Origin of the sequence: Lacticaseibacillus pantheris DSM 15945 = JCM 12539 = NBRC 106106, from assembly GCF_001311175.1 — a bacterium.
Lineage (GTDB): Bacteria > Bacillota > Bacilli > Lactobacillales > Lactobacillaceae > Lacticaseibacillus > Lacticaseibacillus pantheris.
This window is the reverse complement of the sequence record NZ_BBAI01000048.1, coordinates 1-16,194: the sequence shown is the minus strand read 5'-3', so window position 1 is coordinate 16,194 and position 16,194 is coordinate 1. Positions and strand designations below refer to the sequence as shown.

At 53.2% G+C, this 16,194-nt stretch carries 9 protein-coding genes and 4 pseudogenes; 8 read left to right on the top strand and 5 right to left on the bottom strand.

The window, feature by feature from the left end; translation table 11 throughout:
• Window positions 1-1,030 precede the first annotated feature (1,030 nt).
• Together pepF and JCM12539_RS11285 are read left to right on the top strand one after the other, a co-directional pair.
• Window positions 1,031-2,763 (top strand): annotated as a pseudogene (gene pepF, locus JCM12539_RS11290) (oligoendopeptidase F).
• 13 nt (window positions 2,764-2,776) lie between these two features.
• Window positions 2,777-3,653: pseudogene (locus JCM12539_RS11285) on the top strand (NAD(P)-dependent oxidoreductase).
• Window positions 3,654-3,748: 95 nt separating this feature from the next.
• Here the strand turns inward: JCM12539_RS11285 and JCM12539_RS11280 are convergent.
• From JCM12539_RS11280 to JCM12539_RS11270, 3 genes are all read right to left on the bottom strand, one after another.
• Window positions 3,749-4,099: a hypothetical protein gene (locus JCM12539_RS11280; RefSeq protein ID WP_054651564.1), complete on the bottom strand. Its 351-nt coding sequence runs from the start codon at window positions 4,097-4,099 to the stop codon at window positions 3,749-3,751.
• 155 nt (window positions 4,100-4,254) lie between these two features.
• Complete coding sequence (locus JCM12539_RS11275) at window positions 4,255-5,115, bottom strand: aldo/keto reductase (RefSeq protein ID WP_054651562.1); 861 nt, start codon at window positions 5,113-5,115, stop codon at window positions 4,255-4,257.
• Window positions 5,116-5,206: 91 nt separating this feature from the next.
• Window positions 5,207-6,184 carry an aldo/keto reductase gene (locus JCM12539_RS11270; RefSeq protein ID WP_054651560.1) on the bottom strand — a complete coding sequence of 326 codons (978 nt, stop codon included), beginning with the start codon at window positions 6,182-6,184 and terminating at the stop codon, window positions 5,207-5,209.
• Window positions 6,185-6,395: 211 nt separating this feature from the next.
• Here JCM12539_RS11270 and JCM12539_RS11265 point away from each other — a divergent pair, with 211 nt between their 5' ends.
• Window positions 6,396-6,800 carry a winged helix-turn-helix transcriptional regulator gene (locus JCM12539_RS11265; protein ID WP_054651558.1) on the top strand — a complete coding sequence of 135 codons (405 nt, stop codon included), beginning with the start codon at window positions 6,396-6,398 and terminating at the stop codon, window positions 6,798-6,800.
• A gap of 157 nt (window positions 6,801-6,957) precedes the next feature.
• Entirely contained in the window at window positions 6,958-8,115 is a 1,158-nt protein-coding gene (locus JCM12539_RS11260) for an LCP family protein (RefSeq protein WP_082405513.1), read from the top strand.
• 278 nt (window positions 8,116-8,393) lie between these two features.
• On the opposite strand, the gene JCM12539_RS12905 is transcribed toward JCM12539_RS11260, so the two are convergent.
• Window positions 8,394-9,107 carry a LysM peptidoglycan-binding domain-containing protein gene (locus tag JCM12539_RS12905; protein ID WP_082405515.1) on the bottom strand — a complete coding sequence of 238 codons (714 nt, stop codon included), beginning with the start codon at window positions 9,105-9,107 and terminating at the stop codon, window positions 8,394-8,396.
• Window positions 9,108-9,533: 426 nt separating this feature from the next.
• On the opposite strand from JCM12539_RS12905, the gene JCM12539_RS11250 reads away from it, so the two are divergent.
• The 3 genes and pseudogenes from JCM12539_RS11250 (at window position 9,534) to dsdA (ending at window position 13,218) form a co-directional block, all read left to right on the top strand.
• On the top strand, window positions 9,534-10,319 hold the full coding sequence (locus JCM12539_RS11250; RefSeq protein ID WP_056956202.1) for a glycosyltransferase family 2 protein: 786 nt from the start codon (window positions 9,534-9,536) through the stop codon (window positions 10,317-10,319).
• Between the two features lie 30 nt (window positions 10,320-10,349).
• The gene (locus tag JCM12539_RS11245; RefSeq protein WP_162204142.1) at window positions 10,350-11,114 is read left to right on the top strand and encodes a DUF975 family protein; all 765 of its coding nucleotides are present in this window, start codon (window positions 10,350-10,352) and stop codon (window positions 11,112-11,114) included.
• A gap of 800 nt (window positions 11,115-11,914) precedes the next feature.
• Window positions 11,915-13,218: pseudogene (dsdA, locus tag JCM12539_RS11240) on the top strand (D-serine ammonia-lyase).
• A 58-nt stretch (window positions 13,219-13,276) separates the two neighbouring features.
• On the opposite strand, the gene lepB reads toward dsdA, so the two are convergent.
• Window positions 13,277-13,870, bottom strand: coding sequence for a signal peptidase I (lepB, locus tag JCM12539_RS11235; protein WP_054651552.1), 594 nt, complete (start codon window positions 13,868-13,870; stop codon window positions 13,277-13,279).
• Window positions 13,871-14,137: 267 nt separating this feature from the next.
• Between lepB and JCM12539_RS11230 the strand changes: the two are divergent.
• Window positions 14,138-15,684, top strand: a pseudogene (locus JCM12539_RS11230) (ABC-F family ATP-binding cassette domain-containing protein).
• Window positions 15,685-16,194 lie beyond the last annotated feature (510 nt).

Below are 16,194 nucleotides of genomic sequence, written 5' to 3'. Positions count from 1 at the left end.
TCGCGGTCTCAAAGAATTGCCGCCGTAACTCGCTACGCTCGAACAGCGCTATGGGGTCGCAGCAACCACGTCTCCGGACACGACACCTCCACCCCAAACCCCGCCCGCGGTTCCCGCTAATTGGCGGATAACGCACGATGTGAAGCTGCAGTTGCCAACAAAGTCTCGGTGTAGGAGACCCCATGTATTCAAGGCCTCGTTCTCCCAGTGCTGTCGTCACAAATACGTCTCTGGACACGACGCCTCCGTACCAAAGCACAGTTACTGAGAGTACAGCCGTATCAACAGGAGAGCGGACAATCATTACCGCGTACTCCTACCGCTTGGGTGGGACGACGTGTTAGCTGTACCGTAATCACTCGTTTGGCAGATCCAGCTGTTGCCCCTGTGCAACCAACGTTAGGTAGTTCCCCTTACTCTATGGTGACTAGGCATGGCGGTTTGGAATTGTGACTTAGATACTAAATGTTAGAACATTATATCTGCTGAAAATCGAACTAGCGGGTGCCAGCAAAGTGGTGGTGGGGTGGAGGCGTCGTGTCTGGAGACGTGAGTTCTATAGTAGCGTGAGGCCGCGTCGGTCGGACCGGGGAGCGGAGGCGTGTGGGGGGCGGAATGGTAACCACTGCCGGGGTGTAACGTTCTTATGGCTTTAGCCATTAGAACGCGACGAATTTCAAGACTGACCGGTGGTTTTCCGGGCAGGCTTGAAATCGCGGCGGAAACACGCCCGCATTTGGCGGGTTGGAGCCTTCGCCCTAGCAGTGGATTACCATGGAGTACCCCACGTAAGCCGCAGTTCACCGGTCCGACCGACGCCGCCGGAACCCACTAACGTAGCAACTCACGGCGTGGGACACGCAAGCCCCAGCCCCACCACCGCTTTGCCAGCACGGCCACCTGGAGGTCACACGTAGCCGTGAAACTGTGCTAACATATGGGCAAAAGCTTTACGAAAGGGTGTTCATTATGACAGCTACTCTACCTACGTGACGAAGTACCCACCGACCTCACCTGGGATTTATCCACGATTTTTGCTGACGACGCGGCCTGGCAAGCGGAGTTTACCGCTGTACAGGCGCTCATTCCCGATTTAAAGGCGTTGCAAGGCACGTTGGGTCAAGGCCCCGACGCGTTAGCTAGCGGTATCAATCAGATTCTGGCCGCGTTCCGCCGCCTGGAAAAAGTGTACGTGTACGCGTCATTGAAAAGTGATCAGGATACTGGCAACAGCCAGTACCTGGGCTTTAAGGCCCGCGTTGAGAGCCTAGCGACCAGTTTCTCTAGCGCCACAGCCTTCATGAATCCTGAAATCATCGCCATTCCTGCGGATACCCTGAATGATTGGGTTGCGCAGAACCCGGAACTGCAGCACGCCGATCATTTTCTCGATAGCATCACGGCGGAGCGCGACCACGTGCTGGATGCCGCCACCGAGAGCCTGCTGGCGGCGGCCGGCGACGCCTTGGACGGGACCGAGAAGACGTTTAACGTGCTGAATAATTCTGACATTGACTTTGGCATGGTGCAGAACGACGACGGCGACTTTGTCGAACTCAGCCATGGCCTGTACGACGAGCTGATCCATAGCACGCACCGGGATGTGCGCCAGGGAGCCTTCGAATCCCTCTATGCCACCTACGATTCACTGAGTAACACCTTCGCCGCCACTTTGTCGGGCAAAGTCAAAGCCGATAACTTCCGCGCTGAGGCGCATCGTTATCCAAGCGCTCGGGCCGCGGCCATCAACGGTAACCACATCCCCGAATCGGTGTTCACCACCCTCGTGGAGCAGGTCAACGCCCACTTGCCGCTGTTGCACCGGTATGTAGCGTTGCGCAAACGCGTGCTGGGACTGGACGAACTCCACAGTTACGACCTGTACACGCCGCTAACCGGGAAACCTGCGTTGAGCTACAACATCGTGGAGGCTAAGGGTGAGGCGGAACGTGCCCTGGGCGTACTGGGTGACGACTACGTTAGCCACGTACACGACATTTACGATCACCGGATGGTCGACTTTGTGGAGAATAGCAATAAACGCTCGGGTGCCTATTCTGGCGGTGCGTATGATACCAACCCCTTCATTTTGATGAGCTGGCACGACTCGCTGGACTCCCTCTACACTTTGGTGCACGAAACCGGGCACTCCGTCCACAGCTGGTACTCGCGCCACAACCAGGACTACATGTACGGTGATTACCCAATCTTTGTGGCCGAAATTGCCTCCACGACGAACGAAAACCTGCTGACAGATTACTTGTTGAAGCATAATGATGATCCGCAGGTCCGGGCGTTCCTGTTGAACTATTACCTGGACGGGTTCAAAGGTACCATCTTCCGGCAGACCCAGTTTGCCGAGTTCGAGGATTGGATTCACCGCGCGGATCAGGCAGGTACGCCGCTGACGGCCGACGCCATGTCTGACCAGTACGCTGCGATTAACGCGAAGTATTACGGTGACGCGCTGGTTGCGGACCCCGAGATTAGTCTCGAATGGGCACGCATCCCGCATTTCTACTACAACTACTACGTCTACCAGTACGCCACCGGTTTTGCGGCCGCCACGACTTGGCCAAAGGGATTACCACGGGTACCACCGGCGCGGTCGACCATTACCTTGGATACCTCAAGGGTGGCTCGGCTCAGTATGCCATTGATACTATGCGTGGAGCCGGCGTCGACATGACCAAGCCCGACTACCTGGAAGAGGCGTTCGGTGTCTTTGAGGATCGGCTGTCAGAATTGGAACAGTTGTTGTAATTACGAATAGGGGATTAATATGCAACGAATAGGATTTATTGGTACCGGCGTTATGGGTACTGGCATCATTAACAACCTGCTGGGTGCTGGCTACGAGGTGACGGTGTATAACCGCACAAAGGCCCACGCACAGGCAGTATTGGATCGTGGCGCACGCTGGGCGGAGACGCCAGCCAAAGTCGCGGCGGATACTGCCATCACCATGAGCATGGTGGGGTTCCCGCAGGACGTGGAGAATATCTACTTTGGTGACGACGGTATTTTAGCGGGTGCTGAACCTGGCCAGCTGGTAGTGGACATGACTACCAGCACGCCCACGTTAGCCCGTAAGATTACGGCGCTGCCGGTGAGCGCGGCGTGGTTGCCTTGATGCGCCGGTTTCGGGTGGCGATGTTGGTGCAAAGAACGGTACGCTGACGGTGATGGTCGGCGGCGATGCGGCGGCCATGGCGACCCTGCAACCGATCTTTGATGTAATTGCCGGTTCCGTTCACCGCTTTGGCGAGGCCGGCATGGGTCAGCACGCCAAAATGGCGAACCAGATTATGATTGCCGGCACGATGACTGGTTTGACCGAAATGCTGGTTTACGCGCTCGCAACGGGGTTGGCGTTGAACGACGTCCTGGCGACCGTGGGCGCGGGTTCCGCGGCTAACTGGAGTCTGGATAACTACGGTCCGCGGGTACTCAAAGGTGATTACACACCAGGATTCTTTGCCAAGCATTTTCTGAAGGATCTGCGGATTGCGCTTGATGAGGCCGATAAGATTGGTCTCGATTTGCCCGCCACGCAGACGGCCAAGCGGCTGTACGAACGGTTGGTTGACGCCGGCCACGGGGATGACGGGACGCAGGCATTAGTCAAGATTTACACGGCGTGGACAAAGTAATTCACGATGATAGACAAAACAACCCCAACAGGACTTGCTGCGGATGCTCAGAGGGCATCAGCGGCGTTCCCGTTGGGGTTGTTTTGTTGAATGGGTTAGTTGTTGTTCTTCAGGTTATCTGGCAAGTCGTTGGCGGCACTAAAGTCAATGGAGATGGTCTTAGGGTGATCCTTCACGATAAGGATGTAGGCGTGGCCCAAGAATGGCTTGTCACCTTTGTAGGTGATGGGGAACTCCTGCGCCGGTGCCGCGTTGCCCTGAATCATCATGGCGTACAGCTCGTCGTCGGTGAAATCGTCCGAGAAAATGATGGCGACGGGTGCGACAACAATCTGGTTGGCCTTAACCATGAGGTTGACGACCTGAAAAATCTGGTCGGTGACTTCTTTGGGGAAGGTTTGCGCAACCGCGTCAGAGACACGGTGCTTCTTGGTTGGTTCAAACATAGTTTTTCCTCCTGTAGTTACGCTGATGTCAGTTTAGCACAAACGTATGCCAGCACCTAAAATTAAACCGTAGATAACCAAAATGCGCGTGCAGCACCTTTTGAGGGTGGCGTCTGCACGCGCATTTAATCATTATAATGCTGAGCTAACGGCGGTTAGAAGTTCACCGTGTCGGGGTCCTGCGCCAATCCGGCCACACCGTGGAGTCCGTCAATCAGTTCCATGTCGTGGTGGGATAATTCAAAGTCGAAGAGCTGGGCGTTTTCTTGGATACGCTCGGCGTGAACGGACTTTGGTAACGGCAGGAAGTCGTGTTGTAGGCTCCAACGTAGTACAAGCTGGGCCACACTCTTCCCGTAACGTTCGGCCATCTTTTGCAATTCGGGCACGCCGAAAATCTTACCGGTGCCCAGTGGACTGTACGCTTCGTTCAGGATGCCGTTGTCCGTGTCAAACTTGGTGACTTCTTCCTGCATGTCGCTAGGGTTCAGGAACAGCTGGTTGACCATTGGCTTGGTGTTGGCCGTCTTGAATAGTTCCTCCAGGTGCTTGACGCGCATGTTGGAAACACCGATGGCACGCGCCTTGCCGGACTTGAGGATTTCCTCCATGGCGCGCCAAGTTTCAGCGTTGCTTTCCTGCCAGTTGTCGCGGAAGGCTTTGGGATTGCCCCAGTGGATGAGGTAGAGGTCCACGTAGTCGGTCCCCAGCTTGGCCAAAGACGTGTCGATAGCCTTGAGCGTGTTGTCGTAACCACGGTCAGAGTTCCACAGCTTGGTCGTGAGGAAGATATCGTGGCGGTCAACGCCGCTAGCTTTCAGTCCCTCGCCAACACTGGCTTCGTTGCCGTAGATGGCTGCGGTATCAATGTGACGGTAGCCGGCATCCAGTGCGGCTTTGACGGAGTCCTTGGCAACCTCGCCGCTTGGCGTTTGCCAGGTACCAAAGCCAACGATGGGGATTTCGACCCCGTTGCTGAGCGTGTACGTGTCGGTTAACTTGGTTAAGTGAGCCATTGTGTTTCCTCCTTATTAATTATCAGTACTAACATTACTTTAGCACAACCGTCCGGCGTTGGGGCAGTTAGCAAAGCAAATAATGCAACCGCTACCAGAGGTAATGTACGGGGCGCTTGATTTTGCGGTCGTAGACGTCCTGGACGATGGCCATCTGGTCGGCGGTCAAAGCAGGTAGATCGGCGGCTACGGTGTTGCGCTCAATCTGGCCGGGGTTGCTGGCGCCGGGGATGACGGCGCTGACGGCGTCGTACATGAGGATGTAACGCAGCGCGGTGGCCGCAAGGTTGTCGGTCCCCAAGCGTTCTTTGAGTTCATCGGCGGCGTTAACACCGGTGAGGTAGTCCACGCCGGAGAAGGTTTCACCCTTGTCGAATAGTTCGCCGTGGCGGTTATTGCTCCGCTGGTCGGTGGGCGCAAAGTGGCTGTTGGCGGTGAGCTTCCCCGTTAGCAGGCCGCTAGCGAGGGGTACGCGGGCCAGGATACCCACGTTGTGCTGCTGGGCGAGTTGAAAGAACAACTCGGCCGGGCGCAGGCGGAACATGTTGAAGATGATTTCGATCGCGGCCACGTTGTAGTCGAGGGCCTTGATGGCCTCCTCGACGCGTTCGACGCTGACCCCGTAGTGCTGAATCAGGCCTTCTTTTTGCAGTTGGTCAAGGGTCCAGAACATCTCGGGGTCGTAGTACGTTTGCATGGGTGGGCAGTGGAGTAAGACGAGGTCCAGGCTATCGGTCCCCATGTTGCGGATGGAGTCCTGCACGTAGCGGCGCAGGTGGTCAGGATTAAAGTGTTCGGCGCTGAGGGGTGTTTCTTTGCGTCCGATTTTGGTGGTGTAATGCACGTCAGGGTGTTGGCGAACAAAGGCGCCCACGGTCCGTTCGCTCGCGCCGTCCTGATAGCCATCGGCGGTGTCGAAGAAATTAACGCCCTGCTCGTAGGCAGCGGCGAGGGTGGCATCGGCGTCCGCCTGGTCAAAGGGAGCGCCCCACTTGCCACCAAGTTGCCAGGTGCCGAGTGAAACAGAGCTGATGTTGAAGCCAGTTTTACCTAGTTGTCGGTATTTCATTAGATATGCCTCCGTAAGTTGGTTGCCAAATTTGTGCAGGGCAACTGCTTGAACTACTACGGTATCAAATTTATACTTAGTCCGGTGAGAGGGCAATAGGGCACATAAAAGTGCCCTGCTATCAATTTGGAGAACGCTCTTATCTTCATGATAGCGTAGCGTCTCCACCGGCCAATAGCACCCCATGCCACTTAACAATAAGGAGAAGCAAATGACAGATGTAGTCCGCAAAGACGTACTCGCACGCCTACAGGACGGCGATTATAGCTGTGCCAAGGAGTTTACGCTCGCAATGTTTGCGGGTAAGTGGAAGCTGATTGTTCTGTGCCATCTAGATGCGCACGGTACGTTTCGGTTTAACGACTTACGGCGATTGTTACCACGAGTGACACACAAGGTGCTCACTAGTCAGTTACGGGAACTGGAGGAGGATCAGCTGATTAGCCGCCGAGAAGTACTCGGACCGCGCAAGAAGGTCTATTACCAAATCACTCCGTTGGGGCACTCGTTAATGCCGATTATTGACGCGATGTGTGATTGGGGCGACGCGCGGATCGCCCAACTACGGGTGGACCCAACATTTTCCGCTGACGAATCAGTTTTGCCCACCGAATAAGGCAAAATGATTACAGACCTGACACATTTTCACTAAAAAAAACCTAAACGAAGCAATAACGCGACGGGACATTTGTTTCCTTATGGTATAATTCTCTCGATTAATGGCGAATACGTGTTATTGCCATTACGGCAAAAACCGTGAGAGAGGTACGTAAATGGATTCACGTTCGAATGGCACCAAGAAGGTTCGGCGCGCCCCCCACCATCCGGTGTGGCGCTTTTTAGGTTTTGCGTTCATCGGCATTTTATTTCTGGTGGGTGCTTATGGGTTCCGTGTCTTTTCGGAAACCAAGACGGCGGTTAATGGTACGTACGCTAACGTAACTACTGCTAGTGCAGAGGCCAACAGCAAGCTGATTAAGGATGAAAAGCCCATTTCCATCCTCTTGCTGGGGACCGATACCGGTGCGTTAGGTCGTGGTGCTAGTTGGGGCAAAGGGAATTCCGATTCCATTGAAATTGTCACGATTAATCCGCAGAAGCACAAAACTACGATTACCAGTATCCCCCGTGATACGCTCGCAAAAATTTCTGGGACTGGGGAAATTGCCAAAATTAATGCGGCTTATGCTAGTGGCGGGGAAGAAACAACCCTTAAAACCGTTCAGAACCTGCTGAACATCAAGATCAATTACTACATTACCGTGAACATGAACGGTCTGAAGAAGATTGTGGATGCCGTTGGTGGTGTGGACGTGACGGTACCGTTCAGTTGGAGTGATCCAGACCATGATGGTGGGGACTTCACCAAGGGTAAAGCACACTTAAACGGTACGCGCGCGTTGCAGTTTGCCCGGATGCGTTACGAGGATCCCAAGGGTGATTACGGTCGTCAACAGCGTCAACAGCAAGTCATTAAGGCAATCGTCAAGTCACTGTTATCCGCAAAGACGCTGACGTCGTACGAGAGCGTGTTGGGTTCCCTCAAGGGTAGCCTGAAGATGAACCTCACCTTTGACGACCTACTGTCCATGGCGCAGAACAGCGATTACCGTAAAGCTGGTAACAACATTAAGAAGTATACGTTGCAGGGGAATGACGCGATGATTGATGGCTCCGCCTACCAGGTGGCGTCTACGTCGGCATTGCAAAAGGCCAGCGACCGTATCCACGAACAGTTGGGTCAGTCACAGGAAACGTTGAGTAATTTCAATACACGGCTGAATGCCACGAATTCGGCGTTCTTTGATGGTACGACGACCTCGTACTACACTAGTTCAAGCAGTACGTATGACACTGGGACAACGTCAACGTACGGTACTGACAGCAGCGCGTATGGTGGTACAAGCTCCTATGGTGGGGGCGGGTACTAACTCATAATAGGATGGCATTAACAGGGTCTAGGCGCACCACGTCGAAGTGGATGCACCTAGGCCCTATTTGTATCGTATCGGGCCCGAGTTGGCGTGAACGTGGGTAGCCGTATACGGTGCCCGTATATAAACGTACGCGATGGGAGGCGTGGGGTGGATGGTGTTGGCCGCTGGCGTGTGGGCGGATTCCGGTACTGACCATTGTTATGCCAGTGGTGTACACAAAAACCCCGGCTATGGTCATGACCACAATCGGGGTTCTACAATATCTAATTTAATTAACCAATTACTTCAACGGTGGCGCTGAGCACCCCTGCAGAAGGAATCTGGTTGTTCGGCATAGCGACGTCTAACTGTTGGCTGTTGCTGCTAGCAAACGAACCAGTATCATTGACGACGCGGTACCAAACCGTACCGTCAGACAGGGTAATCTTCAACTGTGTCCCCTTAGGAAAGACGGACAGGTTGGCGGCCACACCACCATAACCGAGGCTGGAACCCATAACTGCAGGGTCGTAGAAGCTCAGTTTGAACGTACCGTAGCTCTTGCCACTAGTGCTCGTGTTAGCTGTACTAGTGGTGGTAGCGTTGCTAGACGTGCTGGCCTGGGATGCAGCGCTAGCTTGTTGGGCCTGAGCCTGATCCTTGGCGGCTTGTTCGGCATCCGCCTTTGCTTTGGCTTCCGCGTCGGCCTTAGCCTGCGCATCTGCTTGAGCCTTAGCGTCAGCTTCGGCCTGTAGTTCTTTTTCTGCTTCGTTATATTCGTTGGTGCCCGGGGTGATTTTGCTGCCCTGGTCTGGAATAGTCAAAGTGGAACCGCTAGCAAGCGTCAGTTTGTTCAACTGAATGTGGTTGGCTTTGGCGATATCATCCAAACTAACACTGTATTGTTCGCTCAATGTTTCAAGGGTATCCCCAGATTGTACTTTAACCTTGACGGACTGCTGGGCGTTGCTAGACGCGTCAACAATCGTACTGGCCTGTGCAAACATTACCCCTGGGATAATGGCAAACGCCGTTGTCACTACCCACTTCATATACGCAACTTTAATAACTATTCACTCCCAAAATTATATGCCGGTGGTTACCCACTGCTTCTCAACAAGGAGCAGTATACGGCCCGTTCATGTCATGGGAGTGCCAGTTAGATTACAAAAGCCGCTTTTTCTGCAACGTTGTAACACACGCGTAATGTAACGAGCGTTTTCTTTGCTTTGTGAAGAAAATATGGCTTTTTTTGGGCGGCGGAATTCAAAATAGGGGGGTTGAATGTTACATTCCCCCACTTTCACGGTAATATAACGTAGAAAATGGGCGCGTATTATGCTCTTTGTGTCCACAAACAAAAGTAATTAACGTAGGCTTCCGGCCCGTAGACATATATAATGGAAGTACGATACCTAGAAAGGGTGATGATAGTGGGTCAATTGGTCTCGGTAATTGCGACCGTGCATAATCTTGAACAGTATTTGCCCCGGTTGCTGACCGCCCTCAGGCACCAGAGCTATCAGGACCTGGATATCATCCTAGTTGATGATGGCTCACACGATCAGTCGCCCGTAATTTTGGCGCGGGCGGCTACGCAAGACCAGCGCATACGTTTGTTGCCGCTCACGCCTGCCGGTGGGGTGGCTGCTGCTCGTAATGCGGGGCTGGAATTGGTCAAAGGGGACTACGTCATCTTTGTGGACGGCGACGACTGGATGGGGCGCGATTACGTTCGCCACTTTGTTGAAGGAATAGAGGCCAGCGACGCCGATGTGGTCGCCAATCCCTATATTGTGCAACGCGGTGGTGCCGAGACGGTCGTTGGCGAGGGCCAGTTGCCCCGTTTAATGACGCAGGATGAATTTATGGCCGCTGTGGTTGCGCCCACGGGAGCTATTCGCGGTTATCTATGGAACAAAATGTTTCGGCGGCAAATCATTACGGCGCACAACCTGCAGTTTGACGAAGATTTGGACGCAATGGAAGACGAATTGTTTACTGTGCGGTATGCTATACACGCAGAGCGCTTTTACTTTGGTGCTCATCCCGACTACCGTTACGGAGTACGTTCGGGTTCATTGACGACGAGTAATGACACGCTGAGTTTGCTGGGGCAGCAACTGACGGCCGTCCGGGCTATCAACCGCACGATTGCGGATGCCCGGGCGCGCGAACGTCCCACTTGGCGAACACGGCGGTTATTGGAAAAGGGCTAATGGTGCTAATTAATGAATGATGATTTGTTTATGACGCGTGCAGAAATGAAGGCCAGGGCAAAGGACCGTTTGAACCATCCGGGTGTCCGGTTGAAGCTAGCGCTGGCCCTGATTCTGCCGGTGGTCATTATGTTAATTTTGAATATTGTTGTGGGTATGGGGCTAAAGCAGGTTATGGACCAGGTAACCAGTTTGAGCGACGCGGACTTTATCAATCGGGTGCAACAAGCGACAATGGACACGCAGAAGAAGTCGCTGTTTGCTAATTTGCTGACCTTTTACTTCTTTACGGGTGTCAGTTTGACGACTTTGGACGTAGTGCGGAACCCCGACCGGCCTCTGCGCGTCTTTGACATCATGTTCAAGCTGTTTAATAGTACGTACTTCTTCTCGATGCTGATAATGTACGTATTGGTCACGCTAATTGTGGGCGTGGGCTCGGCATTCTTTTACGTTCCCGGTATCATTTTCGGCCTAGGTTTGCGGCTGGTTTACTTCCTGCTGTACGATGCAAGGCAGCGGGGCGACAACCGTGGCGCGTTCACAATTATGGGTGATTCGTGGCGGTTAATGCGGGGTTACAAAGCCGACCTGCTGGTGATGTACCTGTCGTTTATCCCGTGGTACCTGTTGTCCGCCCTGACGTTGGGTCTGGCAGAGCTGTACGTTACACCGTACATTCAGGCGACAATCGCCGTTTTCTACGAGCAGGTACGAATTCGTTATGCGGCTGACAACCCGGATAGTGACGCTGCGGACGGCCCACGTGAGGGTCAAAACCACATGGATGATTAACATGCGCTCGAGTGGCGGCTGCTAGTGGCCGGTCGTACTGGTGAGGTGGCTCCGGCTGAGCGGCTGGTCCCCGCGACCGGCTACGTGCCTTACGCTCCCGCCCGTGCCGGGCTACTGCGAATTGCCGTAACCCGAGCAAAACCCGCTCGGTCTAGCCAATTTGATTCTGTAAGTCATAACTGCCAGTAAGTGCTAAAGCACTAACTGGCAGTAATTTCTAACAGAGCTACGGGCATGCAGCCGTCGCGGGGACCAGCCGCTCAACCTCCACCACCACGCCAGTACGACCAACGGTAGATGTTTACCGTTCCGGGTTCGGCGTCTCAGTACCCGATGGCATCTACATCGGTTGGGTTCCAACTACCCCCGATCACCTAACGATGATCGTAAGTTTTGGTCCGACTTTTCACGTATATACTGATAACCTGACATTAGGGGTTGCGAAAATACCAACAGTTAATGCAGAATAGGCCATGTGTGTGGTCTATTTTTGTACAGAGCGGAGCCCCGCGGTTAAAAGTCAGAGTGTAAGGTACACCGGCCAGAAAGTCGGGTTTTGGCTTTGTGTATGGTGTGACTTACACGGCGACTTTTGCGGGGAGAAGCTCGACTAAGGGAACAGAGCGGAGCATGGCGTTCAGAAACCGTAGTGTAACGTGCTTGGGCGGCGAAGCCCGGTTTTGGCTTCATTGTCCAAGTGGGTTACACGGAGGTTTTTGCCATGTGCAGCTCGACTAGGGAACAGAGCGGAGCCCCGCGGAGTTCCGCCAATTATTGGGGAAACAGAAAGGCTAAGTGTAATGGAACTAAAGGATTTGATTGCGCAGTACCCGGTTGTGGCCGATTTGGCGGCCGAACGGGAGACAATGTGGGTGAACCCGGAATACGGCGACGTCGCGAGCTGCCGTTGACCAAGGAAGATTTGTTTGACGCGGAGGCACGGTATCACCGCTTTGGCCCGTACATGGCCGTGGCGTTTCCGGAGACCGCTGCTACCGATGGGATTCTCGAATCCCCACTGTACCGCATCCGTGCAATGCAAGAACACGTGACCCAACGTGAGGGTTACGACCTTCCGGGTGATCTGTACCTGAAGGCGGACAACGAGTTGCCTATTTCCGGTTCGATCAAGTCGCGTGGTGGCATTTACGAAGTGTTGAAAATTGCCGAGACTGTAGCGATAGATCACGGGATGCTGGCGTATGCGGATAACTACGCCAAGTTGAATGAACCAGAATTCCGCGAACTGTTTAGTCATTACGGCATTGCCGTGGGTTCAACCGGTAATCTCGGTCTGTCAATCGGGATTGTGGCTGCGCAACTTGGTTTTAACACCACCGTCCACATGTCGCACGATGCTAAGCAGTGGAAGAAGGACAAACTGCGGAGCAAAGGTGTGAACGTGGTGGAGTACGATGGGAGCTTTACCAAGGCCATTAATACTGGCCGTAAGTTGGCTGCGGCTGACCCGTCCGTCTTCTTCATCGACGACGAGGGTAGTACCGACCTTTTCCTCGGGTACGGTGTGGCCGCAATTCGTCTGCAAAAGCAGTTACACGACCAGGGAATTCCCGTGGATGAGGATCACCCCCTGTTTGTTTACCTGCCAGCGGGCGTTGGGGGCTCACCGGGTGGCACCACCTTTGGGCTGAAGACCATCCTGGGGCCGAACGTCCACGCCATCTTTGCCGAACCGACCCACGTTCCATCCGTGGTGCTGGGGATGGCCACGGGTATGAACGAGGATATCTCGGTTTACGATATTGGCCTGGATGGTCTGACCGAAGCCGATGGTTTAGCAGTTGGTCGGCCGTCGCGGCTAGCCGGGCACGTCCTGCGCACCATTTTGCAGGGAATCGCCACGTTTGATGACGACCGCGTGCTGGCCTATACGGCGGAGATGATGGATACCCAGCAGATGCAGCTGGAGCCAAGTGCTACGGCCGGCTTTGCGGCGGTACGGATGGCACAGCCATATTTAGCGAGTCGCTACCCGATGGCGCACGCCAACCACATCGTGTGGGCAACCGGGGGGATGCTGATGCCAGCTAGTGAGCATGAACGCAATTATGCTTTGGGCAAAGCCATCCTGGAACGTAAATAATGGCATAAAAAAAATCACTCTCAGTCCAATTGGGCCGAGGGTGATTTTTATTGGCAATCTAGTAGAACTTGAACTTACTTAGTGGCCAGTACCGCATGACCACAACGGATTGAATTTGGCTCCGCTTGAGGAAGCCGAATGCCCGCCCGTCGTGAGAAATAATCCGGTTATCACCCATGACGAAGTATTCGCCCTTGGGTACCGTTGACCGGTGAGTGCTCTTCAGCGTTTTCAAGGTGAAGTCGTAGGTGAACTTGACCTTGCTGGCGTCCAAACCCTCTTGCTGGGCAATAGTTTTGATTTCCTTTTGCATAAACTTCTTATTGAGGTACGGCTGTTTGACCAACTTGCCGTTGATGTAGAGGTGGTCGTTTTTACTTTGGACCGTGTCTCCAGGCATACCGATAACCCGTTTTATGTACAGTTCGGGTTTGCCGGTTTTGCTGTCGGTAGCGTCCGGCGCGTAAACGACCACGATGTCGTTCCGCTTGATTTGCTTGTGCCGCAATGAAATGAGGCGGTCGTCTTGTTGCAGCCCTGGTTCCATGGATGCACCCTGGACTTCATCTTTGCTAATAACATAGGTCATCAATAGCTGGGTGATGATAAAAACTGCCGCAAAGAGCACGACTAGCTCTAGTACCAGCGCCAGGTGCTCCCACTCTTATTTTCCGTAGGTTCCAAGATTCTAGCCTCCACTCGTTTGATACCTAATTTTAGCATACTATAACGATAGAAAATGTTTTTTTGGTCGGTTAAGAGTGACGCAAAGGAGCACAAAAAGGATAGGCGTGTGTGCGGGTGAACTGGACGGATAAATTGACGCACCAGGTGGACTGTGGTAGCGTGAATCGTTGAGTTGAACGGTGGGCGCAGCATAATGCGCCCCTTTTATATAGAAAAAAAGAGGGTCTGACAGGTGAGTATTCTAACGGTAACGGGACTATCCCAGCAGTTTGTAGACAAGCAATTGTATACGGACGCGAACTTTCAGGTTAATAAGGAGGACCACCTGGGCGTGGTCGGTCAAAACGGGGCCGGTAAGAGTACGCTGATTAAGATTCTCACGGGTCAGGTGACGCCAGACGACGGTAAGATTGTTTGGCAGAAGCACCTAAATGTGGGCTATCTGGACCAGTACGCGAATTTGGCTCCCGGCCAGACCATCATGGCCTTTTTGCAAACCGCATTTGCAGAACTCTACGCCAAAGCGGACAAGGTGAACGCAATTTATGCTGACTATGCCACTAATCCGGATGATGAGTTGCTGGCTAAGGCGGGCACGCTACAACAAGAGTTGGAGGCAGCCGACTTCTATAACCTTGATACCAGGATTGAGACCGTAGCGAGTGGTCTCGGGCTCACGGCCATCGGGTTGGATCACCCAGTGGACCAACTGTCTGGGGGGCAGCGGTCGAAGATTATTTTGGCGAAGCTACTATTGGAAGAGCCAGACATGCTTTTACTGGACGAACCGACTAATTACCTCGATAAATCGCATATTGAATGGTTAGCCGATTGGTTGCAGGAGTTCGAGGGCGCCTTTATCGTTATCTCCCATGACTTTGATTTTTTTTGGAGCAGGTCACCAACGCGATATTGGATATTGAGTTTGCGACCATCACGAAGTATACGGGGAGTCTGCACCAGGCCATGCGGCAGAAGGAAGCCAATAAGGAAACTTATATGAAGGCTTTTAACAAGCAGCAGGCGCAGATTCAGAAGACGGAGGCGTACATCCGTAAATTTAAGGCCGGTAGTCGTAGTAAGTCGGCTAAGAGCCGGGAGAAGCAGTTGTCGCATATGGAGCGGTTGACGCCACCAGGTAACCGCGCGAAGGCCAAATTTGCTTTTCCCTTCATTGAACAGAACAGCCAGGTGCTGCTGGACGTGACCGATTTGAGTGTGGGCTACGATCAGCCGCTGCTGCAGCCGATGAACTTTACTTTGAGTCACGATGAAGTGATGGCATTGGAAGGATTTAACGGTGTGGGGAAGTCTACCTTACTGAAGACAATACTCGGCAAGCTGCCGGCACTGGGCGGCACGGTCGATATTGCTCAAAACGTGATGGTGGGCTACTTTGAACAGGAACTGCGTTGGGATGTGCCCAAGCAGACACCACTGCAGTTCATGATGAGTAAGTACCCAGCAGCCACTCAACGCACGCTGCGGCAAGTGCTGAGCCGAACAGCGTTAACGCGTGAAGACGTGGATAAGCCGTTGACGTTACTTTCTGGTGGGGAACAGTCCAAGGTGAAGATTGCGGACCTGATGATGCAGACAACCAACATGCTCATCATGGATGAACCGACCAACCATTTAGATGATGATACCAAAGCGGCGTTGCGGCGTGCGCTCATTGAATATCCGGGTGCCGTAATCTTGGTCTCTCACGAAGAGGGCTTTTACGATGACTCGTGGGTAGACCGGCGCGTCAACATTGCGGACTTAAGGGTCGATTAGTCCGGGTTTGTTGCTAGTAGTAGTAGTGGGGTGTACGTTAGGCGAAATTAATCGCTTGACGCACGCCCCGTTTGTTTTTATTGGGTTGGGATATGATTGCGCTGATACGGTGGCTAGAAGGCGTGGTGGTCGCGACTGCGCGATGCCCCTAGTGTCGATTCATGCAACCGCAAATGGTAAATGCTGTTGTTTTACAGAAAGTTGTTGACGTGAGGCCCCATTTTAGAGATAATAGTTTTCGTGCTCTTCGAGAGACAGCCCTTAAGGGACGCGGATTGGTAACTTTTATTTGTTGAAAGAGTTATCGTTACCCGCTAAAGAAAATTTCATTTTTTTCTCCGAAAGTTCTGGACTTGGTTAGCACAAATTGATATACTAATTAAGTTGTGTCGGAGCGGTAACGCATTACTCGCCGCGAAGTTCAACAAGGTTATGAAAAAAAAGTTGTTGACATTGATTGTCAATGGCAGTATGATATAAAAGTTGTCCGGTTGAGAAATCAACCGTTCA